20 protein-coding genes and 1 pseudogene are annotated in these 25,657 nt (G+C 69.8%); 12 read left to right on the forward strand and 9 right to left on the reverse strand.

What is annotated here, in order from left to right; all coding sequences use genetic code 11:
- Nucleotides 1-20 precede the first annotated feature (20 nt).
- From rsmI to CQ045_RS16530, 9 genes are all read left to right on the forward strand, one after another.
- Entirely contained in the window at nucleotides 21-848 is an 828-nt protein-coding gene (gene rsmI, locus CQ045_RS16490; protein ID WP_105725681.1) for a 16S rRNA (cytidine(1402)-2'-O)-methyltransferase, read from the forward strand.
- Nucleotides 845-1,957: a LacI family DNA-binding transcriptional regulator gene (locus CQ045_RS16495; protein ID WP_258131116.1), complete on the forward strand. Its 1,113-nt coding sequence runs from the start codon at nucleotides 845-847 to the stop codon at nucleotides 1,955-1,957. The genes rsmI and CQ045_RS16495 overlap by 4 nt, the downstream gene beginning before the upstream one ends.
- Nucleotides 1,958-2,144: 187 nt before the next feature.
- Complete coding sequence (locus CQ045_RS16500; RefSeq protein WP_105725683.1) at nucleotides 2,145-3,794, forward strand: ABC transporter substrate-binding protein; 1,650 nt, start codon at nucleotides 2,145-2,147, stop codon at nucleotides 3,792-3,794.
- On the forward strand, nucleotides 3,791-4,771 hold the full coding sequence (locus tag CQ045_RS16505) for an ABC transporter permease (RefSeq protein WP_105725685.1): 981 nt from the start codon (nucleotides 3,791-3,793) through the stop codon (nucleotides 4,769-4,771). The genes CQ045_RS16500 and CQ045_RS16505 overlap by 4 nt, the downstream gene beginning before the upstream one ends.
- Nucleotides 4,768-5,682: an ABC transporter permease gene (locus tag CQ045_RS16510; RefSeq protein WP_105725688.1), complete on the forward strand. Its 915-nt coding sequence runs from the start codon at nucleotides 4,768-4,770 to the stop codon at nucleotides 5,680-5,682. Before CQ045_RS16505 ends, CQ045_RS16510 begins: the two co-directional genes overlap by 4 nt.
- A complete protein-coding gene (locus CQ045_RS16515) occupies nucleotides 5,679-7,406 on the forward strand; it encodes an ABC transporter ATP-binding protein (protein WP_258131117.1) in 1,728 nt (575 codons plus the stop codon). The genes CQ045_RS16510 and CQ045_RS16515 overlap by 4 nt, the downstream gene beginning before the upstream one ends.
- Nucleotides 7,407-7,440: 34 nt before the next feature.
- A complete protein-coding gene (locus CQ045_RS16520; RefSeq protein ID WP_105725734.1) occupies nucleotides 7,441-8,610 on the forward strand; it encodes a glycoside hydrolase family 1 protein in 1,170 nt (389 codons plus the stop codon).
- Nucleotides 8,611-8,761: 151 nt separating this feature from the next.
- The gene (metG, locus tag CQ045_RS16525; protein WP_105725690.1) at nucleotides 8,762-10,339 is read left to right on the forward strand and encodes a methionine--tRNA ligase; all 1,578 of its coding nucleotides are present in this window, start codon (nucleotides 8,762-8,764) and stop codon (nucleotides 10,337-10,339) included.
- Nucleotides 10,340-10,381: 42 nt separating this feature from the next.
- Nucleotides 10,382-11,260 (forward strand): TatD family hydrolase, encoded by an 879-nt coding sequence (locus CQ045_RS16530; protein WP_105725692.1) that lies wholly within the window; start codon nucleotides 10,382-10,384, stop codon nucleotides 11,258-11,260.
- Here CQ045_RS16530 and CQ045_RS16535 read toward each other — a convergent pair.
- Nucleotides 11,239-12,525 (reverse strand): MFS transporter, encoded by a 1,287-nt coding sequence (locus CQ045_RS16535; RefSeq protein ID WP_258131118.1) that lies wholly within the window; start codon nucleotides 12,523-12,525, stop codon nucleotides 11,239-11,241. The two genes, CQ045_RS16530 and CQ045_RS16535, sit on opposite strands and share 22 nt — an antisense overlap.
- A 54-nt stretch (nucleotides 12,526-12,579) precedes the next feature.
- On the opposite strand from CQ045_RS16535, the gene rsmA reads away from it, so the two are divergent.
- From rsmA to CQ045_RS16550, 3 genes are read left to right on the forward strand one after another with little or no spacing between them, the layout of a single operon-like run.
- Nucleotides 12,580-13,446: a 16S rRNA (adenine(1518)-N(6)/adenine(1519)-N(6))-dimethyltransferase RsmA gene (rsmA, locus tag CQ045_RS16540; protein WP_105725696.1), complete on the forward strand. Its 867-nt coding sequence runs from the start codon at nucleotides 12,580-12,582 to the stop codon at nucleotides 13,444-13,446.
- Between the two features lie 9 nt (nucleotides 13,447-13,455).
- Nucleotides 13,456-14,523 carry an L-glyceraldehyde 3-phosphate reductase gene (gene mgrA / locus CQ045_RS16545; protein ID WP_105725698.1) on the forward strand — a complete coding sequence of 356 codons (1,068 nt, stop codon included), beginning with the start codon at nucleotides 13,456-13,458 and terminating at the stop codon, nucleotides 14,521-14,523.
- A 7-nt stretch (nucleotides 14,524-14,530) separates the two neighbouring features.
- Nucleotides 14,531-15,463, forward strand: coding sequence for a 4-(cytidine 5'-diphospho)-2-C-methyl-D-erythritol kinase (locus tag CQ045_RS16550; protein WP_105725700.1), 933 nt, complete (start codon nucleotides 14,531-14,533; stop codon nucleotides 15,461-15,463).
- Nucleotides 15,464-15,476: 13 nt separating this feature from the next.
- Here CQ045_RS16550 and CQ045_RS16555 read toward each other — a convergent pair whose 3' ends face one another.
- The 8 genes and pseudogenes from CQ045_RS16555 to CQ045_RS18955 form a co-directional block, all read right to left on the reverse strand.
- On the reverse strand, nucleotides 15,477-15,938 hold the full coding sequence (locus CQ045_RS16555) for an Lrp/AsnC family transcriptional regulator (RefSeq protein WP_105725736.1): 462 nt from the start codon (nucleotides 15,936-15,938) through the stop codon (nucleotides 15,477-15,479).
- A 252-nt stretch (nucleotides 15,939-16,190) separates the two neighbouring features.
- Nucleotides 16,191-17,861, reverse strand: a complete 1,671-nt coding sequence (locus CQ045_RS16560; RefSeq protein ID WP_181156617.1) for a helix-turn-helix domain-containing protein — start codon at nucleotides 17,859-17,861, stop codon at nucleotides 16,191-16,193.
- Between the two features lie 112 nt (nucleotides 17,862-17,973).
- Nucleotides 17,974-19,080 carry an o-succinylbenzoate synthase gene (gene menC, locus CQ045_RS16565; RefSeq protein ID WP_105725702.1) on the reverse strand — a complete coding sequence of 369 codons (1,107 nt, stop codon included), beginning with the start codon at nucleotides 19,078-19,080 and terminating at the stop codon, nucleotides 17,974-17,976.
- Nucleotides 19,077-19,952, reverse strand: coding sequence for a GNAT family N-acetyltransferase (locus CQ045_RS16570; protein WP_219844445.1), 876 nt, complete (start codon nucleotides 19,950-19,952; stop codon nucleotides 19,077-19,079). The genes menC and CQ045_RS16570 overlap by 4 nt, the downstream gene beginning before the upstream one ends.
- A complete protein-coding gene (locus CQ045_RS16575; RefSeq protein ID WP_105725706.1) occupies nucleotides 19,949-21,064 on the reverse strand; it encodes a M20 family metallopeptidase in 1,116 nt (371 codons plus the stop codon). The genes CQ045_RS16570 and CQ045_RS16575 overlap by 4 nt, the downstream gene beginning before the upstream one ends.
- Nucleotides 21,064-24,396, reverse strand: a complete 3,333-nt coding sequence (locus CQ045_RS16580) for a serine hydrolase (RefSeq protein ID WP_105725708.1) — start codon at nucleotides 24,394-24,396, stop codon at nucleotides 21,064-21,066. The genes CQ045_RS16575 and CQ045_RS16580 overlap by 1 nt, the downstream gene beginning before the upstream one ends.
- A gap of 18 nt (nucleotides 24,397-24,414) precedes the next feature.
- Nucleotides 24,415-25,458, reverse strand: a complete 1,044-nt coding sequence (locus CQ045_RS16585; protein WP_105725710.1) for an ABC transporter ATP-binding protein — start codon at nucleotides 25,456-25,458, stop codon at nucleotides 24,415-24,417.
- Nucleotides 25,455-25,657, reverse strand: a pseudogene (locus CQ045_RS18955) (hypothetical protein); the annotation flags it as partial. The gene CQ045_RS16585 and the pseudogene CQ045_RS18955, both read right to left, overlap by 4 nt.

Consider the following 25,657-nt stretch of genomic DNA (forward strand, 5'->3'; position numbering starts at 1 on the left):
CGCGCGCCTAAGCTGGGCGGGTGATCATCCTCGCCGCCACTCCGATCGGAAATCTCGGCGACGCGTCGCGGCGACTCGTGGAGGTGCTGGAGAACGCCGAGGTCGTCGTCGCGGAAGACACCCGCACCACGCAGCGCCTGCTCCAGGCGCTGCAGATCACCAACCGGCCCCGCCTGATCGCGCTGCATGACCACAACGAGAAGCAGAAGGCCGCCGAACTGGCGACTCTCGCCGCCGAGACCGACATCGTCGTGATGAGCGACGCCGGGATGCCGACCGTGAGCGACCCCGGCTACGGTCTCGTCGCCGAGGCCGTGGCGCAGGGCGTCACCGTGACGGCGATCCCCGGCCCGAGCGCGGTGCTGATGGCCCTCGCGATCTCCGGCCTGCCCACCGACCGCTTCACATTCGAGGGCTTCCTGCCACGCAAGCCGGGGGAGCGGCGCTCGACGCTCCGCGCCCTCGCCGCGGAACCGCGCACCATGGTCTTCTTCGAGTCTCCTGCCCGCCTCGCGAGCGCGCTCGTCGATATGGGAACGGCTTTCGGCGACGATCGGCGGATCGCGGTATGCCGCGAGCTGACGAAGTTCTACGAGGAGGTGCGTCGGGGCACGGCATCCGAACTCGTCGCCTGGGCCGAGAACGGCGTCAAAGGCGAGATCGTGGTGGTCGTCGAGGGGGCGCCGCGCCGCGACGCCTCTCCGGAGGACGCCCTCACGCAGGTGCAGAAGCTCGTCGCCGACGGCATCCGCCTGAAGGACGCCGCCTCCGAGGTGGCCGCCCTCACCGGCCTCTCTTCTCGCGACCTCTACCAGGCCGCCCTCGCCGCCCGCTCCGGAGGAGCGTGACCGTGAGCAAGGCGGCGACCGTCTACGACGTGGCCGACCGGGCCGGTGTCTCGATCGCGACGGTGTCGCGCGTGCTGCGCTCGCCGGATGCCGTGCGCCCGGTCACCCGTGAGCGCGTGCTCGACGCGGTCGCGGCGCTCGGATACGTCCCCAGCGGCAGTGCCCGAGGGCTCGCCGAGCGGCGCACCGGCGTGCTCGGGCTGTACTTCCCCGGGTTCGACGCCGCGGAGGATGCTCCGCCGCTCGATGCGCTCTCCGCTGCGGGCGCCGATGCGCCCCCGTTCGCCATCGTCCGCGAGGAGGCGGACGAGGATGACGGGCACACCTCGATGCTGTTCCTCGACGAGGTGCTTCGCGGGGCCGAGCTGGAGGCGTGGAAGCAGGGCTTCGTGCTGATGGTCGGCGTCGGCCGAGATGATCCGGATCGCTCCACCGTGCGGGACATGGCCGGCCGGGTCGACGGGCTGATGGTCCTCGCACGCAGCGTGCCGGACGACGTGCTGGCGCGGCTGGCACGGCGCATTCCCGTCGTGGTGCTCTCCGGGCCGCCGCGTGGCGATCACTACGACCACGTGACGGTGAGCAACGCCGAGGCGATGGCGGAACTGACGCGGCACATCCTCGCGCAGGTGGGGGATGGGCGACTCGCCTTCTTCGCCGGACCCGAAGACTCACCGGACGGGCTGCAGCGGTGGGAGGGGTTCGCGGCCGCCGTCGTGGCGGCGGGCCGCTCCACCGACGACGTGACGATTCTCCGGGGAGACTTCACGCGCGTCTCCGGTCGTCGCGCCGCCGACGAGCTTCTCCGGTCCGGTGTGCCGGCAGCCCTCATCTCGGCGAACGATCAGATGGCGCTCGGAGCGCTCGACGTGTTCCACGCCGCCGGCGTCCGGGTGCCTGCCGATGTGCTCGTCACCGGCTTCGACGGCATCGAGGCGGCGGCGCTCTCCCGGCCGCCGCTGACGACGATCCGCCAGCCGATGATCGATCTCGGTCGGGCGGCCGTGCAGGTGCTCGCGCGGCGCCTGGAGAGCGCGGACGCCGAGCCGGTGGTCGCGCGCCTGCCCCTGCAGATCCTGCTGCGCGAGAGCTCCCAGCGGCCGTCCTGACCGGACCGAAACACGTCTCGAGGTCGCTGTCAAGGCCTTGCCATCCCAAAATGTATGCGCTTACACTCGCGGAGGCGGCGTAGGCCGTGCGGGTGTCCCGATGTTCCGGTGTTCCGGGAGGGATGCCCTTCATGACAGAGACGACATGAGGTGGCAGATGTCAGGTGGCAGAACGCCGAGAGGGCGAATGATGCGGCGCTGGCGCAGAGCGGCGATCGTGGGTCTGGCGGCAGCAGCGGTCGCATTGAGCGGCTGCAGCATCCAGATCACATCCCAACCCGATCCATCGATCGGCGCCGACACGATGCTGATCAACGCCGACAAGGGCAATCCGTTCTTCACCAGGAACTTCAACCCGTATCTCACCAACACGCGCACCGCGTCGCGGTGGATCTACGAGCCGCTGATCCTGGTCAACCCGCTCGACGGCACGCTGAACCCCTGGCTCGCCTCGGAGTGGGAGCAGCCCGATGCCCGCACGATCGTGATGACGATCCGCGACGACGTGCAGTGGAGCGACGGCGAGGATCTGACGCCGGACGACGTGGCCTTCACGTTCCAGCTGCTGAAGGACAACCCGTCCCTCGACATCAAGGGGGCCTGGCAGCACCTCGACCGCGTCGAGACCGACGGCGACGACGTCATCCTGCATCTCCAGACCGAGGACGCGCCTTCGCTGTCGATCCTCGGACTGACCATGATCGTGCCCGAGCACCTCTGGTCCGATGTGAAGAACCCGGACACCTACCGGAACGAGACGCCGGTCGGCACCGGGCCGTTCGTGCTCGGCAACTACAACGACCAGCAGTACTCGATGGACAAGAACCCCGACTACTGGCAGGCCGACTCGATCGAGATCGAGCACATCATCCTCCCCGCGACCAACTCGCAGCTCGACACCGTCAGCCGCGGCTACGACTGGGCCTACGCGTTCATCTCGGATGTCGAGGGCACGTGGGGCGCGGCGAGCGAGCACAACGCGTGGTGGTTCCCGCCGGGCGGCGTGATCGCGCTGATGCCGAACCTCGAGGTCGCCCCCTTCGACGACGTGAACGTGCGGCGCGGCATCGCGCTCTCCCTCGATCGCGAGGAGATCGCCGAGACCGCCTCCGAGGGGTACATGAAGCCGGCCGGTCAGACCGGACTCATCCTCCCGAACCAGGAGGAGTACCTCGATCCGAGCATCCCCGACCAGGGCATGATCACGCAGGACACGGACGCCGCGCTCGCGGAGTTCGAGAAGGCGGGATACACGCTGCAGGGCGATCAGCTCGTCGGACAGGACGGTGAGCAGCTCGAGTTCGCGCTCACCACCGCCAACGGCTTCGCGGACTGGACCCGGGCCGCGCAGACCGTGCGGAGCCAGCTCGCCGAGGTGGGCGTCAAGGTCACGCTCAAGCTCCCGCAGCCCGCGGGCTACCAGAGCGCGATCAGCAACGGCGACTTCGAGATGGCGATCGGCGGTATGGGCAACGGCGACGTCTACCAGGCCTTCAACAACCTGCTCTCGAGTGAGTTCTACGTGCCGTCCGGTGAAACGACGGCCAACAACTTCGAGCGCTACCGGTCGGACGAGGCCGACGCGCTGCTGGGCGAGTACCGCGAGACCGTCGACACGACCCGCCAGGCGGAGATCGTGAAGGAGCTGCAGGGCATCGTCTACGACGATCTGCCCGTGATCGGCCTTTACTACGGCGGCATCTGGGGTCTGTTCAGCGACGCCAAGTTCACCGGCTGGCCGAGCGAGGAAGACCCGTACATGATCCCGCAGAACTACGATTCGGCGCCGCTGGGCATCTTCACGCGGCTCGAGCGAGTGAAGGAGGACGACAAGTGAAGTACGTGCTCCAGAAGTTCGGCCTGTTCGTGCTCACCCTGTGGGCCGCGGTCACCCTGAACTTCTTCCTCCCGCGGATGATGCCGGGGTCGCCGGCGGATGCCGCCATCGCCAAGCTCTCCCAGAACGGGCCGGTGTCCGACGCCACGCGCGCGGCCATCGAGGTCCAGCTCGGCGTGCCGACCGGCTCGCTGTGGGACCAGTACGTGACCTACCTCGGGCAGGTCGTCCGCCTCGACTTCGGCGTCTCGTACACCTTCTATCCGCAGAGCGTGTCGAGCATGGTCTCGACCGCGCTGCCGTACACGATCGGGCTCGTCGGCATCGTGACGGTCCTCGCGTTCGTCATCGGCACGCTGATCGGTGTCGCGGCCGCCTGGCGCCGGGGCACGTGGCTCGACACCCTGCCGACGCTGACCGGCTCGTTCCTCAGCACGTTCCCCTACTTCTGGACCGCACTGCTGCTGCTGTTCTTCTTCGGCTACGTGCTGCACTGGTTCCCGACGACCGGTGCCTACTCCGCGACCACGACGCCCGGATTCACCTGGGAGTTCCTCGGAGATCTGATCAGTCACGCGTTCCTCCCGGCTCTGACGATCCTCCTCACCTCTCTCGGCGGATGGATCATCGGGATGCGCAACGCCATGATCAACACGCTGGGCGAGGACTACATCACCTTCGGCGAGGCGAACGGCCTGCACGGTCGCACGATCGCCCTCCGCTATGCAGCACGCAACGCGATCCTGCCGAACCTCACCGGCTTCGGGCTCACGCTCGGCGGTGTCGTCGGCGGATCGATCCTCGTCGAGCAGGTCTTCGGCTATCCCGGTATCGGATATCTGCTGTTCAACGCCGTGATCGGGCAGGACTACCCGCTCATGCAGGCGCTCTTCCTGATGATCACCGTGAGCGTGCTCATCGCCAACTTCCTCGTTGACATCCTGTACGGGGTACTCGACCCAAGGACCCGCCGATGACTTCCACCATGAACGTCAAGATCCCCGCCGAGCGCATCGCCGCTCCCAGCCCGTGGCGCGCCTTCGGGCGCATGGTCGCGACCCTGTGGAGCAACGGCAAGGCGCGATTGGGACTGTGCCTGCTCGCCTTCTTCGTGCTGGTCGCGGTGTTCGCGCCGGTGCTCGCCCCGTACGGGCCGAAGGAGAACGGGTTCGACCGCAACGCCGACGCCTCCTGGGCGCACTGGCTCGGCACGACCGCCGCGGGCGAGGACGTGCTCAGTCAGCTCATCTACGGCGCGCAGATCAGCCTCCTGGTCGGCTTCGCCGCCGGCATCCTGTCGACGATCGTGGCTGTGCTCATCGGTCTCAGCTGGGGTTACATGCGCGGTTTCGCGGGCGAGGTGGTCGGCTTCATCGTCAACCTCTTCCTCGTGATCCCCGGTCTGCCGCTCATGATCGTGATCGCCGCATATCTGCAGAACGGCGGCATCCTGATGATCATCGCCGTGATCGTCGTGACCGGATGGGCGTGGGGCGCTCGCGTGCTCCGCAGCCAGACGCAGTCGCTGCGCGGCAACGACTTCGTCACCTCGGCGCAGTTCTCGGGTGACAGCAGGACGCGCATCGTGTTCCGCGAGATCCTGCCGAACATGACGTCGATCATCGCCGGCACGCTCTTCGGGGCGGCGACGGCCGCGATCCTCGCCGAGGCGGGGCTGGAGTTCCTGGGCCTCGGCGACTCCAGCATCGTCAGCTGGGGCACCATGCTCTACTGGGCGCAGAACTCCAACTCCCTGCTCACCGGGCAGTGGTTGCTGCTGTTCGCCCCCGGTCTGTGCATCGCACTGCTGGCGCTGAGCCTGACACTGATCAACTTCGGCGTGGACGGCATCTCCAATCCGCGCCTGCGAGAGGGGAAGGGCCGATGACCGCCATGACCGAGAACATCGACGCGCGCGAGAGCGACATCCTGCTCGACGTGCAGGGACTGTCCGTCGAGTACGCGTCGCCCGGCACGGAGCCCGTCACAGCGGTCCACGACGTCTCCTTCTCGCTGCGTCGCGGCGAGTTCGTCGGGCTCGTGGGCGAGTCGGGCTCGGGCAAGTCGACGCTCGGCTTCGCGCTGACCCGGCTGCAGAAGCCGCCGGCGCGCATCAGTGGCGGTCGCATCCTCTTCGGCGGGCGCGACATCCGCGACCTGGATGCCGAAGAGCTGCGACGCCAGCGCCAGGGCGGGTTCGCCATGGTGCTGCAGTCGGGCATGAACGCCCTCAACCCGGTGCGGACGGTGGGCAACCACTTCCGCGACATCTTCGCCGCGCACGGCCATGTGCCGCGCGACGACCGGGAGGCGAGGGCCCGCGAGCTCATCGGCAAGGTCGGGCTCGACGACACGGTGCTCGACCGCTACCCGGGCGAGCTCTCCGGCGGGATGCGCCAGCGCGCCTCGATCGCGCTCGCCCTGTCGCTCGAACCGCAGCTCATGGTGTTCGACGAGCCGACGACCGCGCTCGACGTGCTCGTGCAGCATGCGGTCATGGACACGATCAAGGACCTGCAGCGGGCCGAGCGCTTCACCGCGATCCTCATCAGCCACGACCTCGGCATCGTGCTCGAGGCCACCGACCGCGTGATGGTCATGCACGAGGGGCGGATCGTCGAAGACGCTCCGAGTCTCGACATCCTCCAGCGCCCGCAGGACGAATACACGCGGATGCTGCTGAGTCACTACGCCGACCCGCGCGCGGAGACCCTCTCGATCCCGGGCTTCGTCGACCTCGGCACCCGACGCCGGGAAGGCCGGTCCCGCACCGACGTGACCGAGACCGTGCCCACGGTGTCGCCGAGGGACGCGCGGCGCGCGGAAGCGGCGATCGTCGTGGAGGGGGTCTCGAAGCACTACCCGGCTCCGCGGCGCGGACAGGAGGCCGTGACCGCGGTCGACGACGTGTCGTTCCGACTGGAGCCGGGGGAGTCGCTCGCACTGGTCGGGGCCTCCGGCTCCGGCAAGTCGACCATCGCGAAGATGCTCACCGGCGTCGAGAAGCCGACCTCCGGCACGATCCGCTTCGGTGACGTCGACGTGGCGACGCTCAAACGACGCGGTCTGCGCGATCTGCGCAAGGACGTGCAGATGGTGTTCCAGGATCCGTATGCCGCGCTGAACCCGCTGCACACGGTGGAGTACGCGCTGACGCGACCCGTGCGCAACTACACGAAGCTGAGGGGTGTCGAGGCGAGGGCCCGCGTGCTCGAGCTGCTCGAGACGGTCGGGCTCACTCCGGTCGAGCAGTTCGCGGCGAAGCTGCCGCACCAGCTCTCCGGCGGGCAGCGCCAGCGTGTCGTGATCGCCCGGGCGCTCGCGAGCGACCCGCAGGTGCTGATCGCCGACGAGCCGGTGTCGATGCTCGACGTCTCCCTGCGGGCCGGGGTGCTCGCACTGCTGGAGGACCTGCGCGAGAGATGGGGCATCAGCATGCTCTACATCACGCACGACCTGCTCAGTGCTCGGCTGGTGACCCAGAACATCCTCGTGCTCAACAGCGGCCGGGTCGTCGAACGCGGCGAGACCGCCGAGGTGCTGCAGCATCCAGAGGATCCGTACACGATCCAGCTGCTGGATGCGGTGCCCGACCCGGCCCGCGCCCGATGACCACTCCGACCGAAACCCGATGAGAGGAGCATCCGTGCTCGCATTCCCCGACGGCTTCCTGTGGGGCGCCGCGACAGCCGCCCACCAGGTGGAGGGCAACAACACCACGAGCAACTGGTGGGCGATGGAACACGCGCCCGCCTCGCCCATGGTCGAGCCCTCCGGCGACGCCGCCGATCACCTGCACCGCTACCCGGAGGACATGCGGCTGCTGGCCGACGCCGGGCTGAACTCCTACCGCTTCTCGGTCGAGTGGGCGCGGATCGAGCCCGAGCGCGGGTTCGTCTCGCAGGCGATGCTCGATCACTACCGCCGCATGATCGACACCGCACGCGAGAACGGGCTCGACCCCACGGTCACGCTCATGCACTTCACGGTGCCGCAGTGGTTCCAGAAGGACGGCTTCTGGCGTGCCGGCGACGCGGTCGACCTGTTCGCCCGCTACGTCGAGACCGTGCTGCCGATCCTCGACGGCATCGACTACGTGTGCACCATCAACGAGCCGAACATCGCCGCGATGCTCGCCGGGGGAGAGGACGCCGCGAACCTCGTCGCCTACGGCCTCCCGAACCCCGACCTCGCCGTCGCCGACACACTCCTCGAGGCGCACCACCGCGCCACCGAGATCGTGCACTCGGTGCCGGGGGTCAAGGCCGGCTGGACGATCGCCACGCAGGCGTTCCACTCCACCGGGGAGCCGGGTGCCGACGAGATGCTCGCCGAGTACGGCGACCCGCGCGATCACTGGTACCTGGAGCAGTCGGCCGGCGACGACTTCGTCGGTGTGCAGGCCTATACGCGTACCTTCATCGGCCCGGAGGGGCCGCGTCCGGTGGCGGACGATGTGGAGACGACCCTGACCGGCTGGGAGTTCTTCCCCGAGGCCCTCGAGATGGGTGTGCGGAGCGCCTGGGAGCGGAGCGGCGGCGTGCCGGTGCTCGTGACCGAGAACGGCATCGCAACCGCCGACGACACCCGTCGCATCGCCTACACGCAGGGTGCGCTGGAGGGTCTGCATCGCGCGATCGCCGACGGCATCGACGTGCGCGCCTACCAGCACTGGAGCGCGCTGGACAACTACGAGTGGGCGAGCGGATTCCGTCCGACGTTCGGGCTCATCGGCTTCGACCACGAGACGTTCGAGCGCTCGCCGAAGCCGTCGCTGGCCTGGCTCGGAGAGGTCGCACGCCGCAACGGTCTCTGACCGCAGCATCCGCCGCACCTCAGACTCGGAGACATGCGCTTCCCTCGGCCCGATTCCTCGGAGACGGCCGAGGGAAGCGCGGTCGACCGTCCGCGGCTCGGGCCCCACGCCCGGGCGTAACCCGACACCCGATCCCACCTAGAATTGCTCCATGCCCGCAGGCGAATCCTTCTACATCACCACGCCCATCTACTACCCGTCCGATGTGCCCCACATCGGCCACGGGTACACGACGGTGGCCGTCGACACGCTCGCCCGGTGGCACCGCCAGGCGGGGGATGACACCTGGATGCTCACCGGCACCGATGAGCACGGTCAGAAGATGCTGCGGGCGGCGGCGGCCAACAACGTCACGCCGCAGGAGTGGGTCGACAAGCTCGTCACCGAGAGCTGGTTCCCGCTGCTGACGACGCTCGACGTCGCGAACGACGACTTCATCCGCACCACGCAGGAGCGCCACGAGACGAACGTGCAGACGTTCTTCCAGCGGCTCTACGATCGCGGCTACATCTACGCCGGCGAGTACGAGGCGCTCTACTGTGTGGGCTGCGAGGAGTTCAAGCCCGAGTCGGAGATCGTCGACGGCACCGGTCCCTTCGAAGGACTCAAGGTCTGCGCGATCCACTCGAAGCCGCTGGAGCTGCTGCAGGAGAAGAACTACTTCTTCAAGCTCAGCGAGTTCCAGGACCGTCTGCTGGAGCTCTACAAGACGCAGCCCGACTTCGTGCGGCCCGACTCGGCGCGCAACGAGGTCGTGTCGTTCGTCAGCCAGGGCCTCAAGGATCTGTCGATCTCGCGCTCGACCTTCGACTGGGGCATCCCGCTGCCGTGGGACGAGTCGCACGTCATCTACGTGTGGGTCGATGCGCTGCTGAACTACGCCACGGCCGTCGGCTACGGCTCCGACGAGGAGACGTTCGAGCGTCGCTGGCCCGCGTACCACGTGGTCGGCAAGGACATCCTGCGCTTCCATGCCGTCATCTGGCCGGCCCTGCTGATGGCCGCCGGTCTCGAGGTGCCCAAGGGCGTCTTCGCGCACGGTTGGCTGCTGGTCGGCGGCGAGAAGATGTCGAAGTCGAAGCTCACCGGCATCGCGCCCACCGAGATCACCGACGTCTTCGGCTCCGACGCGTACCGCTTCTACTTCCTCTCCGCGATCGCCTTCGGCCAGGACGGCTCGTTCTCGTGGGAAGACCTGTCGGCCCGCTACCAGGCCGAGCTCGCGAACGGCTTCGGCAACCTCGCCTCGCGCACCACGGCCATGATCGAGAAGTACTTCGAGGGAATCGTGCCGCCCGCGGCCGAGTACACCGAGAAGGACCTCGCGATCCAGAAGCTCGTTGCGGATGCCGCGGCGAACGCGGATGCCGCCGTCGCGCAGTTCCGCATCGACGAGGCGATCTCGTCGATCTGGACGATCGTCGATGCACTGAACGGCTACATCACCGAGAACGAGCCGTGGGCGCTGGCCCGCGACGAGGAACAGCGCGCGCGCCTCGGCACCGTGCTGTACACCTGCGCCGAGGGACTGCGCGCCCTCGCGGTGCTGCTCTCGCCGGTGATGCCGCAGTCGACCGAGAAGCTGTGGATCGCGCTCGGAGCCGCCGAGACGCTGGGTCGCCTGCAGGACCAGCCGATCCGCGAGGCCGGTGCCTGGGGCGTGCTGCGTCCCGGCACCAGCGTCAACGGTCTCGCGCCGCTGTTCCCGCGGGTGGAGTCCACGGCCTGAGCCGCGGGCCGACGACAGAGCCCTGAGGCAGAGCCCGACGATATGGCCGAGACCTACGTGCGTGAGCGCTCGGGGGACGGACGCAAGGATCTGAAGTATCCGTCCGCCCCCGAGCCGCTGACGGTTCCGGTGTACGACAACCATGCGCACCTGGAGATCGTGGACGGCGATGAACCGCTGTCGCTGACCGAGCAGCTCGACCGCGCGGCGGCCGTGGGCATCGCCGGTGTCGTGCAGGCTTCCGGTGACATCGAGTCGTCGCGGTGGGCGGTCGAGGCCGCGGCATCCGACCCTCGCGTGCTGGCCGCCGTCGCCATCCACCCGAACGACGCGCCGACCTATGCCGAGGAGGGCCGCCTCGACGAGGCGATCGCGGTGATCGACGAGCTCGCCGCGCACCCGCGCACCCGCGCGATCGGCGAGACCGGGCTCGACTTCTTCCGCACCGAGCCTGAGCGGCAGGCACCGCAGTTCGAGTCGTTCGAGGCGCACATCGCTCTCGCCAAGAAGCACGGCATCGCGATGCAGATCCACGACCGCGACGCGCACGAGGCCGTGCTGGAGACCCTTGACCGTGTCGGCGCCCCGGAGCGCACGGTGTTCCACTGCTTCTCCGGCGACGACGCGATGGCGCGCACCTGCGCGGACGCCGGCTACCACCTGTCGTTCGCCGGGAACGTCACGTTCAAGAACGCCCAGAACCTGCGGGACGCGTTGAAGGTCACGCCGCTCGACCGCATCCTGGTCGAGACGGATGCGCCGTTCCTCACCCCGGTGCCGCTGCGGGGCCGCCCGAACGCGCCCTACCTCGTGCCGATCACGGTGCGCTTCATGGCCGCCGAGCTGGGCATCGAGGTCGACGAGCTCTCGGCCCAGCTGGCCGAGAACACCCTGCGGGTCTACGGCTCGTTCGCGGACTGACTCTCGGGCTCCCGGTCTTCGGGTCCGGTCTCGGCGACCGGCTTCGCCGACACGATCTGCGAGATCGGCTTCCACACCAGCAGCAGGGTGAGCGCGGCGCCGACGAACGCGAACCACCACGGCGCCGTGAGTCCCCACACCTGGGCGATCACCCCGCCCAGGGCCTGCCCGACGACCATGCCGCCGAACACGCCGACCATGTTGACGGAGGTCACTCGGCCCTGCAGCTCGGCGGGCACCAGGCGCTGCCGCACGGTCGTGGAGATCGTGCCCCACACGAACGCGTAGGCGCCGAAGAAGAACATGATGATCAGCGCCACCCAGCCGACGGTCGTGAGCGCGAACGACAGGTGCATGAGCACCTCGAGCGAGAGCACGATGCGCATCAGCGTCGCGAAGGACACGTGCCGCTCCAGCCAGCCGAAGCTGAGGGTCGCCAGGATGCCGCCTGCCGCCGAGGCCGTGGTGAGGGCCCCGTAGCCGACGGCGCCCATGTGCAGGTGCTCGGTGGCGTACAGCACGAGCACGCCCCAGGGAGCCGCCCACGTGATGTTGAACACCAGGATGATCAGCACCAGCATCCGCACCGGAGGATTGCGCCACAGCCACCGCAGCCCCTCGGCGATGTCGGTGTGCACCGGCGGGTGGGTGCCGGTCTCCCTGGGCGGCACAGGGGTCTTCGCCATGCGCGAGATGAGCACGACGGCGAAGCTCACGCACACGACCTCGAGCAGGAACGGCCAGGCGGTTCCCGCCGCGAACAGGAACGCACCCAGCGGTGGTCCGGCGAACTGGTTCGCGACCAGATACCCGGCCTGCAGGCGGGCGTTGCCGATGCCGAGGTCGGCCGGCTTCACGAGCATCGGCAGCAGCGTGCTGCCCGCGGTGTCGACGAAGACCTCGGCCGTGCCGTAGAGGAAGGCGACCGCGAGCACGATCCAGATGTTCGCGACGCCGGTGACGAGGAAGGCGCAGAGCGCGGCGAGCACCACGGCCCGCGCGGCGTTGGCGAACATCACGAGGCGGCGACGGTCGAAGCGGTCGGCGATCGCGCCCGCGTGCAGACCGAACAGCAGCCAGGGGAGGAACTGCAGGATCGCGCCGGCCGCCACCAGGATCGGCGACGAGGTCATCGACGCGATGAGAAGGGGAGCCGCCGCGAGCGCCACGCCGTCGCCGATGTTGCTCGTCCACGATGAGGCGAGCAGCCAGCGGAAGTCCCGGCCCATGCGACGGGGCGCGACGAGTTCACCGAGGGAGGGCACCAGAGAAGACTACTGACGGCGGGGGACACCGGGATGGTGAGGGAGAATGGAGCAATGACCGTCACCCTGCTCGGCGCCACCGAGATCCGCCGCCTCGCGGCCGAGCTCGACGTCACCCCGACGAAGAAGCTCGGCCAGAACTTCGTCACCGACGCGAACACCGTCCGCAAGATCGTGCAGGCGGCCCGCGTGCAGCCCGGTGAGCGCGTGGTCGAGGTCGGTCCGGGCCTCGGTTCCCTGACCCTCGCGATCCTCGAGACCGGGGCATCCGTCACCGCCGTCGAGATCGACCACCGTCTCGCTGCCCGGCTGGCGCAGACCGCCGCCGAGCACGGCGTCGAGGCCGACCGGCTCACGGTCGTCGACGCGGATGCGCTGCGCATCACCGAGCTGCCCGGCGAGCCCACCGTGCTGGTCGCCAACCTGCCCTACAACGTCTCGGTGCCGGTGCTGCTGCACTTCCTCGAGAACTTCGCCTACCTGCAGCGCGGCGTGGTGATGGTCCAGGCGGAGGTCGCCGAGCGACTGGCCGCGAAGCCCGGTTCGAAGATCTACGGCTCGCCCAGCGTCAAGGCCGCCTGGTACGGGGAGTGGAAGCTGTCGGGGAACGTCTCCCGCCAGGTGTTCTGGCCGGTGCCCAACGTCGACAGCCTGCTCGTCGGCTTCGACCGGTCCGAGGGGGAGCGGGGCACGGAGGACGAGCGACGCCGCACGTTCCAGATCGTCGACGCGGCCTTCAACCAGCGTCGCAAGATGCTGCGTCAGGCGCTCTCCGGGCTGTTCGGCAGCTCCGCAGCGGCGTCCGAGGTGCTGATCGCCGCCGGAGTCGCTCCGACGGCACGAGGAGAAGACCTCACGGTCGAGGACTTCCAGCGGATCGCGCAGCACGCGCCCGTCGCCGACGTCGCCCCCACCCAGTAATCTGGCACGGTGACCGACTCCCCCCGCTTCCGTCCCGATGTCCCCGAGCTGCACCGTCCGTACGCCGCGGACGAGAGCCGCTATCAGCAGTTCGCCTACCGCCAGGTCGGAACGTCCGGTCTGTACCTGCCCCCGATCTCGCTCGGTCTGTGGTGGAACTTCGGCGACAACATCCCGCTCGACAATCAGCGCGCGCTGCTGCGCCACGCCTTCGACCGCGGCATCACGCACTTCGACCTGGCGAACAACTACGGCCCGCCCTACGGCTCGGCCGAGAAGAACTTCGGACGCATCTTCGCCGAAGACCTGCGTCCGTACCGCGACGAGCTGATCATCTCGTCGAAGGCCGGGTGGGACATGTGGCCCGGCCCGTACGGCGACTTCGCGAGCCGCAAGTACATCCTGGCCAGCGCTGAGCAGTCGCTCACCCGCATGGGCCTGGACTACGTCGACATCTTCTACTCGCACCGCGTCGACCCGGTGACGCCGATCGAAGAGACCGTCGGCGCCCTCGACACCCTCGTGCGTCAGGGCAAGGCGCTCTACGTCGGCATCTCGTCGTACAGCGCCGAGCGCACCGCCGAAGCGGTCGCGGTGGCGAAGGAGCTGGGCACGCCTCTGGTCATCCATCAGCCGGCGTACTCGATCCTCAACCGCTGGATCGAAGACGGACTGACCGACACCCTCGAGCAGTCGGGTCTGGGCGCGATCGCCTTCACCCCGCTCGCGCAGGGGCTGCTCACCGACAAGTACCTCGGCGACGGCACGGCGGATCGCGCCCAGAAGCGCGGCTCGCTCCCCGACGGGCGGCTCACCGACGACGCCGTGCAGACGCTGCGCTCCCTGAACGAGGTGGCGCAGGGCCGCGGCCAGTCGCTCGCGCAGCTCGCCCTGCAGTGGACGCTGCGCAACCCGGTCGTGGCCTCCGCCCTGATCGGGGCCTCGCGTCCGGAGCAGCTCGACGAGAACATCGCGGCGGTGAACGGTCCTGCCTTCACGTCGGAGGAGCTCGCCCGCATCGACGAGCTCGCCGGGGCCATCGACGTCAACCTGTGGGCCAAGTCGTCGGAGCTGTGACCCGATCATGAGCCACGCCGCGTTCACCGATTCCGTGCGCGTGCGCGCCCCGGGGAAGATCAACGTCTTCCTCGGGGTCGGCGGGCGGCACGACGACGGCTACCATGCGCTGGCGACGGTCTTCCAGGCGGTCTCCCTCTACGAGGACGTGATCGCGCGTCCGGCCGACGACTTCACGGTGACCGTCTCCGGCGTCGAGGACATCGGCTCGGTCCCGCTCGACGACCGCAATCTTGCGCTGCGCGCGGCCAAGCTGCTGGCGGTCGCCGTGGATCATCACGGCGGCGTCGCGCTCGAGATCCGCAAGAACGTGCCCGTGGCCGGCGGCATGGGCGGAGGGTCGGCGGATGCCGCGGCCGCCCTGGTCGCCTGCGACGCGCTGTGGGGCACGGGACTCTCGCAGGCCCGACTGCACGATCTCGCCGCGCGTCTCGGTGCCGACGTGCCGTTCGCACTGCACGGCGGAACCGCGGTCGGCACCGGCCGCGGCGATCAGCTCAACCCGGCGCTCGCGCGCGGACGGTTCGACTGGATCCTGGTGCCCAGTGATCAGGGCCTCTCCACGCCGGTGGTCTACGAGCGCCTCGACATCCTGCGCGAGGAGGAGGGCGCCCTCGCCGACGACCCGCCGCTGTCGCTCGACGTGCCGATCCCCGTACTCCAGGCCCTGAGATCGGGCGATCCCGTCGAGCTCGCCGAGACGCTGTTCAACGATCTGCAGGCCGCGGCGCTCTACGAACGCCCCGATCTCGCGGAGACCATCCGTCAGGGGGTCGCCGTCGGTGCGCTGCAGGGCATCGTGTCCGGCTCCGGCCCCACCGTCGCGCTGCTCTGCCCCGATCCCGAGACCGCGCAGGAGGTGCAGTCGGCCCTGCGCGACTCCGGCCTCGACCCGCTGCACGTGCACGGTCCCGTGCCCGGCGCCCGCATCATCGGCTGACGGCGGCGCACTACTACTCGGCCTGAAGCAGGGCGCTCACGCGGTACGGGATGACCTCGCGGAGGAAGAGGCTGGTGGAGGTGCGCAGGATGCCGGGGCACAGGCGCACGACCTCGGCCACACGATAGAGGTCGTCGGGGTCCTTGGCGACCACCCGCAGCAGCAGGTCGGTGTCGCCGGCGGGGGCGAAGCATTCCAGCACCTCGGGGACGCGGCTGAGCGCCTCGATCGCGGCGGTGATCTGGTGCTGATCGAGCTCGACCAGGATCGAGGCCGCGACGCCACGACCCAGAGCCTGCGGGAGGATGCGCGCGCTGTGCGCCCGCAGGTATCCGCCGGATTCGAGCCGCTCCAGCCGAGCATGAACGGTGCCGCGGGCGAGACCCAGATCCTGCGCGATCAAAGCCACCGGGCGGCGCGGGTCGGTGTCGAGCACCGTGAGGATCCTCCGGTCGGTCTCGTCGAGGTTGGCCATTTCGATCACCGTCGCCTTCGTCATGCGGTCGCAATTGATCGGATCGATCAATCAGAATCCACTCTATGGTCTGAATGATCGTCATGTGATGAGATCAGTGTCAGATACGCAGGATGCCGGTCACGAGCGGGCATCACGCGCACTCGACGGAGAGGCCACGAGCCGCACGCGCCGAGTGTCGACGGCGGAGGGCCACGAGCCTCAGTCGGCCCCGTCCCGGGGAGGGACGGGGCAGGCGCTGTCCTCGAGGTCTCAGTCGCGCGGCACGAGCAGCCGCAGCTGCACCATGGCCGAGAACCGCGCTTCAGGATCGGTCAGGTCGAGTCCGCTGATCTCCGACAGGCGGCGCAGCCGATAGCGGAACGTGTTGGGGTGGGTGTAGACCCGGGCCGCAGCGACCGCGACGTCGCCGAAGGCATCGAGCCAGGCCCGCAGCGTCTCGACCAGGTGGGTACCGCGCTCCCTGTCCTGCGCCAGGAGCTGTGCGACCGGACCGGTCGGCTGGTCGCCACGGGCACGGACGAGGTCGCCGAGCTCGACCAGCAGCGCCTCCATCTGCACGGCCGTGAACCGGGCGACGGGCTCGCGCGTCGGCACCTGACGGACCACGCGGAGCGCGCGGTCGGCGTTCGCGCGGGATGACGGGATGCTCGCCGCGTCGTCCGCCACGGTGCCGATGCCGATGCGGATCTCGCTGGTGGATCCGAGCCGACCGAGGAAGTCGGTGGCGACCCGCGCCGCGCGGCTGTCGGCGTCGCTGTGCTCCGGACTGCCGTCGGCGTCGCTCTGCTCCGGGCGGATGCCGACGACCGCGTACACGACGTCGCCGATCACGGCGACGGCCGAACGGAGATAGACCGCCCCGAGATGCACCGCGAAGGCATCGGCGATCCGCTGCCGTTCCGCCACCCCGCGTGCACCGGCGGCGGGTTCGTCATCGATCTCCTCCGCGGCGGAGAGGGCGAGCACGACGCATCGATGGTCGCTGAGTCGGAGCCGGGCGGTGGCATCCGCAGCTCCCGGACCTCCTTCGAGGATCGTGGCGAGCAGGTCGGCCCGCAGTCGGCGCTCGACGTCGGCGCCGGCTCGAAGGCGCAGCATGTGCAGGGCCACCAGGCCCGCCGAGTCTTTGAGTGCCCGCACGCGATCGGGGGAGAGCGGCTCCTGGACGGCGGCCCAGATGGATCCGAGGATCTCGTCTCCCGCGCGCACCGCCAGGGCCACGCGGGGGAACGACGGAAGGCCCTCGGTGTTGTGCACCGGCCCGACGTCGATCGGATCCTCGCTGCGATACAGCTCCTGGAAGACGCCGCGCTCCTCCAGCTGGCGCGCGAATCGCTCCGGCACCTGACGGCCGAGAACCGTCTCGATCCGTGCGGGGTCCGCTTCGTGCTGGCGGCCCGAGAAGGCGACGACCCGCGAGTTGCGGTCCTCGATGGTGACCGGAGCGTTCAGCAGGGTCGCGATCGCGTTGGCGAGGGCGAAGAGGTCGCCGGAGGGCATCCCGCCCAGCGTCGTGGCACCCTGATCGCCGACGTCGCCCTCCGCGATGAGCGAGCGCAGCATGGCGGCGAGCTGGGCCCATGAGGCCCCTCGGGTGAGAGCGAGGACGGGGATGCCGGTGGCGTCGGCGGCCTCGCGGATCGGCTGTTCGGCCCGCACCGGAGCGCGCAGCACGAGGGCGGAGGCGTGCTGCGCGGCGAGGGCGCGCAGGAGCTCGGCGATCTCCTCGGGATCGCTCAGTCCGACCCCGAGAACGAGGGCCCCGCGCATCGGCATCGCGTCGTCGAGGACATCGTGGATGACGACCGTCTCGATCTCGGTGTCGTCGTCGACTGCGCCGCTCACCACCTCGAGCAGGGTGTTGCCGAGGTCTTCGATGACCCGGCCGAGGCTGGCGCGGGGCCTGGTCGTCACGGACATGAGCACGAGGCCCAGGCTAGGGCGCGAGTACCGCTCGGGTATCTGTGGGGCACGACGAAATCGTATCGACTCTTCGTCGTGCCCGACAGGATCAGCGGATGTCAGTCCGTGCTCAGAAAGTGATCCACTCCGTACGCACGGTGACGGCTTCGAGTGCATCCGGGTCCGGGGTGACGCCGATCCCGGGACCGGTGGGCACTCTCAACGTGCCGTTCTCGACCACGAACGGATCGGTGATGTCGCGCGAGTAGTAGCGGCCGGAGCCCGAGGTGTCGCCGGGGAGGGTGAAGCCTGGCAGCGCCGCGAGGGCCACGTTCGCCGCGCGACCGATCCCGGTCTCCAGCATCCCTCCGCACCATACCGGGATGTCGTTGGCGACGCAGACGTCGTGGATGCGCCGCGCCTCCAGGTAGCCTCCGACTCGCCCCGGCTTGATGTTCACGATCGAACAGGCGCCGAGGGCGATCGCATCCGCCGCCGCCCGGGCCGAGACGATCGACTCGTCGAGGCAGACCGGCGTCGTGATGGCCTTGGCGAGCTGCGCGTGACCGAGCAGATCCTCCTCGTCGAGCGGCTGCTCGATCAAGAGCAGGTCGAACGGATCGAGCTTGGCGAGATGCCGGGCGTCGCCGCGGTGGTAGGCGGTGTTCGCATCGACCTGCAACAGCACGTCGTCGCCGAAGCGCTCGCGCACCGCTCGCACCGGGTCGATGTCCCAGCCCGGCTCGATCTTGAGCTTGATGCGGACATACCCCTCGTCGAGGTACCCGCCGACCGCGTCGAGCAGCTCCGGGATCGAGTCCATGATCCCGACGGAGACGCCGCAGTCGACCCGGTCGCGCACGGCGCCGAGCTCGCGCGAGAGCGGGACTCCCGCGGCACGCAGCTCGGCGTCGAGGATCGCCAGCTCGACGGCCGCCTTCGACATCCGGTGCCCCTTGAACTTCGCGAGAGCCGGTGCGACACCCGAGGCATTCAGGTCCTTCACCTGCGCGAGCGCCGGCAGCAGGAACCGGGTGATCACATCGACGCTCGCCTCGACGTACTCGGAGGAGTAGAGGGGGTCGTTCATCGCGACGCCCTCGCCCCAGCCCTCCGCCTCGTCGGAGACCGCACGGACCAGCAGCGCCTCGCGCACGGTCTGCACCCCGAAAGACGTCCGGAACGGCGACACCAGCGGCATCTCGATCACACGCAGCTCGAATCCGGTGAGCTTCATCCCTGTTCTCCTCTGTCGATGGTGTACGCGCCGGAGCGGTCGAACGACAGCACGCGCCCTCCGCCCTCCAGCGATGATCCGAGCGTCTCGCGCAACGCCAGTCGCCATGCGGTCGCGAGGGTCGGCTCCGCGACGCGGAGCGACTCGATGTCGCGGGGGAGTGCCACGCGCACGAGACGCGCGTCGGTGCGATGCCGGAGCGGACCGAGGTCGTCGCCCACGCTGAGCAGCGGCTCGGCGGTCGCCCGATCTTCTCCTGCGGTGAGGGGCTCCCCCTGGCACGCCGCCACGACCCGGGGGTCGCGGATGTACCAGGTCACCAGCATCCGGTCGGTGTCGTCGGCGCCGTTGAGCGCGTCGGCCATGTGACCGTAGAAGTTGCGGTGGTACGACGTCGGGCTCGCGGCCAGCTTCACGAGATTGAAGTGCGCGTTCCGGCTGATGAGCGGATCGAAGGTCCACGAGATCTCGTCGAGGCCCTCCTCGAGCGCCCAGGCGCGCTGATGAACCTTCAGGGCGAAGCCGACGCTGCGCCCGCGCATCCGCGTCGAGACGCCGGCGATGTGGCTGTGCAGGGCGCGCTGCTCCGGCGCGGCGAAGAACCCGAAGCAGGCCCCCACCAGCTCGTCGTGCTCGAACGCGCCGCCCACGTAGCTCCCGGCCTTGGACAGCGCCCGCAGGGTCTCGACGTTGACGGGCGAGTTCTCGCCCTCCTTGGTCCAGATGCTCTGGAAGAGCTCGGCGACGCGGGTGAAGTCGCCCACCTCCTCGAGCAGGCGGATCTCCACTCCCGCCTTCGAAGCGGCGGCGCTCGCCGCGTCGGCGGCTTCCTCGGGCGAGGCGCTGTATGCGGCGGCATCCGTCATGCTCATGCCTTTCCTCCGGCCAGCGTCCTGGCGATCAGCCCCTGCAGCAGCACAAGGCGCTCCGGGATCATGGCGACGACGACGTGCTCGTCGTCGGCGTGTGCGCCGCCGCCCACGGCGCCCAGGCCGTCGAGCGTCGGCACCCCGAGCCCCGCGGTGAAGTTGCCGTCGGAGGCGCCGCCGACCGCGACGCCCCGGAACGGGGTCAGGCCGGCGTGCTCGGCGATGTCGACGGCCTCCGCGAACAGTGCTGCCGAGGACTCCGGCTCCATCGGGCGACGGTTGGGACCGCCGTCCACGCGCACCGCAGCGCCGGGCAGCGTCGTCGGGAGCGCACGGATCGCCGCGTCCACGCGATCCTGCTCGGCGACCGTCCACACCCGCACGTCGACCGCGAACTCCGCATCCGCCGGCACCGTGTTCGTGGTGCTGCCGGCCCGCAGGAGAGTCGGGGTCACGCTGGTTCCCGCGGCTGCGTCACCGAGCTCAGCGACGGCCAGGAGCAGATGCGCCGACTCCACCGCGGCGTTCACGCCCCGTTCCGGCTCCAGGCCGGCATGCGCCGCCCGCCCGGTGACATGAACCCGGTAGAGGGAGACGCCCTTGCGTGCGGTCTTCACCGCGCCGCCGTCGGCCGAGGCCTCGAGCACGAACACCGCCGCGCAGCCGCGCGCCTCCTGCTCGATCAGCGTGCGCGAACTCGGCGAGCCGAGCTCCTCGTCGCCCGTGATCAGGAGGCTGACGCCGGTGCGGTCGCTCAGCGAGGCCACGGCGTGCAGAGCCATCACCACGCCCGTCTTCATGTCGAAGCATCCGGGACCGCGGAGGATCCCGTCGGTGATCCGGAACGGATGCCGGTGCAGCGACCCGAGCGGCCAGACCGTGTCGTGGTGGCCCAGGATCAGCACCGTGGGCTCCCCGAACCGCCAGCGCAGGTGGGTGCGTCCGTCGAGGACGATGCGCTCCGGCGCGACGCCCAGCAGCCGTTCCCCGAGCTCCGCGACGACGTCGGCGCTCCGGGCGACCGCGTCGAGATCGTCCGAGGGCGATTCGCAGGAGACGAGGGTCCCGATGTCTGCGAGGACCAGATCGAGGTCCACGTCCGCCTGCACGGGCATCACGACACCTTCGGCGCCGCGCGGACGCCGTGGTGCAGGTAGCGCTCCCCGCTGGGCAGGGAGTAGAAGACCACGGCGTGCCAGGCCTGCTCGCCCTCGGTGCGCATCACGAACTCGCCGGGGCGGACGGGCACGAGCGGATGCTCCTGCACCGGGTCGGGCAGGAGCGCCGCGAGAGGTCCGTTGATGGTCGTGCGCATGCGCAGGCCGTCATCGTCGCGGAAGATCTCGGTGCGGACGCCGGCGCGGTCGTAGATGCCCTCGAACTCCGAGAAGTCGGCGGTGAAGGGCTCCTCCGGCGGCACGAGCCCCGCGGGGACGCGCACGTCGGCGACCTCGGCGAAGATCTCACCGAACAGCGCGTCGTACAGGTCGCGGGTGTTGCCGCCGTTGGCGAGCAGCGTGACCGCGACGCCCTCGTCGAGCAGGATGCGCAGGAAAGACGACTGTCCGATCGTGTTGCCGTCGTGTCCGACCAGCTCGCGTCCGTCCCAGTCGAAGCGGATCCAGCCGATTCCCCAGCTGTCCCCGATCGAGTAGGGGTCGGGCACGTCGACCTCGTGCTGCTGCATCCGTCGCACGCTCTCCTCGGAGAGGACACGGGTGCCGTCGGCGGCGAGCCCGCCGGTCAGGTGCATGCGGGCGAAGGCCAGCACGTCGGCGGTGGTGGAGTTGATGAGGCCGGCGGGGCCCATCGAACGGGGCAGCATCCACGCCGGGGCGAGGACGGGGCCGTCGTCGCCGACCACCGTGTGTCCGCTCGCGGCTCGGAACATGATCGCCTCCTCCGGCAGTGTGGAGGAGTGCGTGAGCCCGAGCGGGGTGAACAGCAGGTCGCGCATCGCCTGGTCCCAGCTCGTCCCGGTGATCTTCTCGATCACGCGACCGGCGAGGACGAAGCCCGAGTTGCAGTACGACATCGTCGCCCCGAGCGGATGGTTCTGCGCCACGCCGTCGAGCAGCGCCACGTACTTCTCGAGGGTGTCGTCGCCGCGACCGGTGTCGGTGAACACGTCGCCGTCGATCCCGCTGGTGTGGCTGAGCAGATGCCGCATCGTCACGGTACGGGTCACCTCGGCGTCGGATGAGGAGAACTCGGGCACGTAGTCGACGATCGGGGCGTCGAGGTCGAGCTTCCCTTCGTCGACCAGACGCATCACGACGGATGCGGTCCACACCTTGCCCATCGAGCCGATCTGGAACACCGAGTCGTCGGTGGTCTCGATGCCGGTGCGCACGTTGAGTATGCCGTGATGCGCATACACGGGCTCCTCGCCGAGGCGCAGGATGCCGAGCGTCGCACCGGGGACCTTGTGCGCTGCGGCCAGCGCGCTCAGGCGTTGCTGCCAGTGCCGTGCGTCCAGGCGTGCGCGCACCGGTTTGCCGGTGGGCGGAGCGTACTGCTCGACCCAGTCGACGATGCGCTGCGAGTAGTCGGCGCGGTGTGAGGGCGGGCCTGAGAGCACGAACAGGTGCGAGCCGCCGGGGTACAGGACCAGGCGGGTGGGCACGTCGCGCTCGCGCAGCGCCGTGAACCACTGCTCGGCCTGACCGACGGGGCAGCGGTCGTCCGCCGCACCCTGCAGGATCAGCGTCGGGGTGGTGACCCGGTCGACCTGGGTGAACGGCGACTGCGCGGAGAGGCGCTCCTCATCGCGCCAGGGGAGTCCGCCGTTCTCCTTCGCCGAGAGGTAGTGCCCGAAGTCGGACGTGCCGCCCATCGAGAACAGGTCGGTCACCACGCCTCCGCCCACGGCAGCGGCGAAGCGGTCGTCGCGCGAGGTCAGGAAGCAGGTCATGAATCCGCCGTAGCTGTAGCCGGTGACGGTCAGCCGCGCCGGGTCTGCGATGCCCTCGGCCACGAGCTGGTCGAGCGGCTCGAGGAAGTCCTTCGCGTCGTTGACACCCCAGCCACCGGACACGGCGGAGAAGAACGCGTCTCCGTAGCCGTCACTGCCCCGCGGGTTCAGGGTGAGGATCGCCCAGCCGCGGCGCGCGAGCACCTGATGGTAGGGGTGGACGAGGTCGGCGGCACCGTTCCAGGAGTTGTGCGGACCGCCGTGGATGTCGAGCAGCAGGGGCAGCGGACCGGTGGCGTCGGGGTCGCGGCGCAGCCAGCCCGTGACGACCGTGCCGTCGGAGATCGTGAAGCGGCGCTCCTCCGCGGGGACGAGGTCGAACTCCGGCGTGCCGTACTCGGTGAGCAGGCGGGTCGTCGCGTCCGCGAGGTCCAGGACGGCGAGGTCGCCGAAGGACTCCGGCGTGGCGAGCACGAGGGCGGCGGATGAGCCGACGACCGACAGTCCGGAGACGTTCGCGGTGTCCACCACGAGGGGTGTGGCACCCGCACCGTCCGGCGCCACGCGGTACACGTGCGTATAGCCGTTGTCGCGCAGGCAGAACACGAGGTCCCCGTCGCCCGTGAACTGCGGCATCCCGCCGGGGTAGCCGGGTCCGCCGGGCATCACGTTGCGGTCGAGGCTTCCCGTGATGTTCTGCGCTTCGCCGCCGTCGACCGGGAACAGCAGCAGATCGGCGTTGCCGACCTCGGTGTCGGTGCGGCCGGCCGCGACCACATGGCGCCCGTCCGGGGTCCATCCCACGGCGGTCGCCTGCACGTCGGGCCCGCTGATCCGCACCGCCTCGCGATTCGGGTCGGTCGAGGAGCGGACGAACACCGGGATCCGCATCGTCAGATCCGCATCGTCGTCGGTGCTCGTCGAGTAGGCGAGGAGCGCGCCGTCGGGCGACCAGAACGGATCCGAGGCGTGCGAGCGACCTCGCGTGAGCACGGTGACCGCACCGGACGCGACGTCGAGCACGTGCAGCTGCTGGACCAGCGTGCCGAGGTTGCCCGCGCCGTCGGCCTTGTACCCCAGGCGGTCGGTCGCCGAGGGGGCCGAGCGCCGGGCGAGGATCGTCTCCGCGCTCTCTCCGGGGAGGGCTGCACCGTCGACCGGAGCGGTGAAGGCGATGCGCTCCCCGTCGGGGCTCCAGGTCGGGGCCCCCGCGCCCAGGGGAAGTGTCGTGAGACCGCGTGCCTCGCCGCCCGCGGCCGGGAGCACCCAGATCTGCGCGGGGCCGTCCTGTGCGCGCAGGAACGCCAGCTGCGAGCCGTCGGGGCTCCACACCGGCGTCGAATCCGCCGTCGCGTGCGTGAGCGGGGTCGGCGTGCCCCCCGCGGTGGGCACCTGCCACAGCGCACGCGTGTCGCGGTCGCTGTCGCGGTCCGTGGTTCGCAGCACGAAGGCGACGCGGGCGCCGTCCGGGGAGAGCGCGGGCTGCTCGGGGGTGCGGACGGAGAGCAGGTCGTCGACGGTGACGCGGTTCATGAGAGCTCCAATCGATGGTCAGTTCACTGTGTCCGCTGGGAGCGGTGCACGTGTTGTCTCTGCGGCCGAAAGCAGGGTGATGCTTTGGGTTCCGGGCACAGTTCCGAGTGCGGCATCCGCACCGGTCCCCGCGAAATGGCACGCCGCGCCGACGGCGCCCGTGGGCCGTGGCGGTTCCGTGAGCACGCAGATCTGGCGATCGGGACGGGCGGCCGGGCCGATCGGGCAGCGGGGGTGGAACCGGCATCCGCTGGGCGGTGCATGCGGGTCGGCGGGTTCCACGTCGACCGGCGCGAGCGGATCGACCGCCAGCAGGTCGCCGTGCCGGGTCGGGGCCGCCTGCAGCAGGTCGCGCGTGTACGGATGCTGCGGGTCGGCGAGCACCTGCTCGGTCGGTCCGACCTCGACGATGCGGCCGAGGTACATCACCGCGATGTGGTCGCTCAGGTAGCGCACCACGGAGAGGTTGTGCGAGATGAACAGCATCGTCAGGTCGAGCTCGCCGCGCAGCTCGCGCACGAGGTTGAGCACGGAGCCCTGCACCGAGACGTCGAGCGCCGAGGTGATCTCGTCGGCGATGACCACCTCGGGCCGGGCGGCGAGGGCCCTGGCCAGGGCGATGCGCTGCCGCTGTCCGCCCGAGAGCGCGGACGGCAGGGATTGCGCGCGGTCGGCGTCGAGACTCACCAGGTCGAGCAGGCGGGCGACTTCGGCACGCCGGGCTGCGGTGCCGCGGATGCCGCGCGGGAGAGCCTCCGCGATCGACTCCCCGATCGTCATGCGGGGATCGAGCGAGGAGAACGGATCCTGGAACACCATCTGGATCGGGCGACGGCGGCGGAAGCTGCGCACATCCACGCCGTCGAGGGTGATCGCGCCCTCGCTGATCGGCGCGAGGCCGATCGCCGCGCGGGCCAGCGTCGACTTGCCCGATCCCGACTCGCCGACGAGGCCGACGACGGATCCGGACGGGACCGTGAGGCTCACGTCGTCGACGGCGGTGAGGCCGGCGCGGTGCGTGCCGTAGCGGACGCTGACACGATCGAACCGCAGCTCGCTCATCGGAGGACCCTCTCGTCGTCGGTCGCGGTCTCGTCCGCCGTCGTGGCCACCGCGACGGGCACCTCCGCCTCTCCGGTGACCGGATGCCAACAGGCGACCCGGTGTCCTGCCTCGTCGGCCACCAGCTCCGGGTCGCTCTCGCGGCAGAGATCGGTGGCGAGGGGGCAGCGGGCGGCGAACGCGCAGCCGACCGGGAAGG

The organism is Microbacterium sp. MYb66 (assembly GCF_002979435.1).
Classification (GTDB): domain Bacteria; phylum Actinomycetota; class Actinomycetes; order Actinomycetales; family Microbacteriaceae; genus Microbacterium.

What these genes read in the sequence shown, in the direction of transcription:
- CQ045_RS16500 (WP_105725683.1), top strand. Translation starts at nt 2,145, where the DNA reads ATGATGCGGCGCTGGCGCAGAGCGGCGATCGTGGGTCTGGCGGCAGCA.
- CQ045_RS16510 (WP_105725688.1), top strand. Translation starts at nt 4,768, where the DNA reads ATGACTTCCACCATGAACGTCAAGATCCCCGCCGAGCGCATCGCCGCT.
- CQ045_RS16515 (WP_258131117.1), top strand. Translation starts at nt 5,679, where the DNA reads ATGACCGCCATGACCGAGAACATCGACGCGCGCGAGAGCGACATCCTG.
- metG (WP_105725690.1), top strand. Translation starts at nt 8,762, where the DNA reads ATGCCCGCAGGCGAATCCTTCTACATCACCACGCCCATCTACTACCCG.
- CQ045_RS16530 (WP_105725692.1), top strand. Translation starts at nt 10,382, where the DNA reads ATGGCCGAGACCTACGTGCGTGAGCGCTCGGGGGACGGACGCAAGGAT.
- rsmA (WP_105725696.1), top strand. Translation starts at nt 12,580, where the DNA reads ATGACCGTCACCCTGCTCGGCGCCACCGAGATCCGCCGCCTCGCGGCC.
- CQ045_RS16550 (WP_105725700.1), top strand. Translation starts at nt 14,531, where the DNA reads ATGAGCCACGCCGCGTTCACCGATTCCGTGCGCGTGCGCGCCCCGGGG.
- CQ045_RS16555 (WP_105725736.1), bottom strand. Translation starts at nt 15,938, where the DNA reads ATGGCCAACCTCGACGAGACCGACCGGAGGATCCTCACGGTGCTCGAC.
- CQ045_RS16560 (WP_181156617.1), bottom strand. Translation starts at nt 17,861, where the DNA reads ATGTCCGTGACGACCAGGCCCCGCGCCAGCCTCGGCCGGGTCATCGAA.
- menC (WP_105725702.1), bottom strand. Translation starts at nt 19,080, where the DNA reads ATGAAGCTCACCGGATTCGAGCTGCGTGTGATCGAGATGCCGCTGGTG.
- CQ045_RS16570 (WP_219844445.1), bottom strand. Translation starts at nt 19,952, where the DNA reads ATGAGCATGACGGATGCCGCCGCATACAGCGCCTCGCCCGAGGAAGCC.
- CQ045_RS16575 (WP_105725706.1), bottom strand. Translation starts at nt 21,064, where the DNA reads ATGCCCGTGCAGGCGGACGTGGACCTCGATCTGGTCCTCGCAGACATC.
- CQ045_RS16580 (WP_105725708.1), bottom strand. Translation starts at nt 24,396, where the DNA reads ATGAACCGCGTCACCGTCGACGACCTGCTCTCCGTCCGCACCCCCGAG.
- CQ045_RS16585 (WP_105725710.1), bottom strand. Translation starts at nt 25,458, where the DNA reads ATGAGCGAGCTGCGGTTCGATCGTGTCAGCGTCCGCTACGGCACGCAC.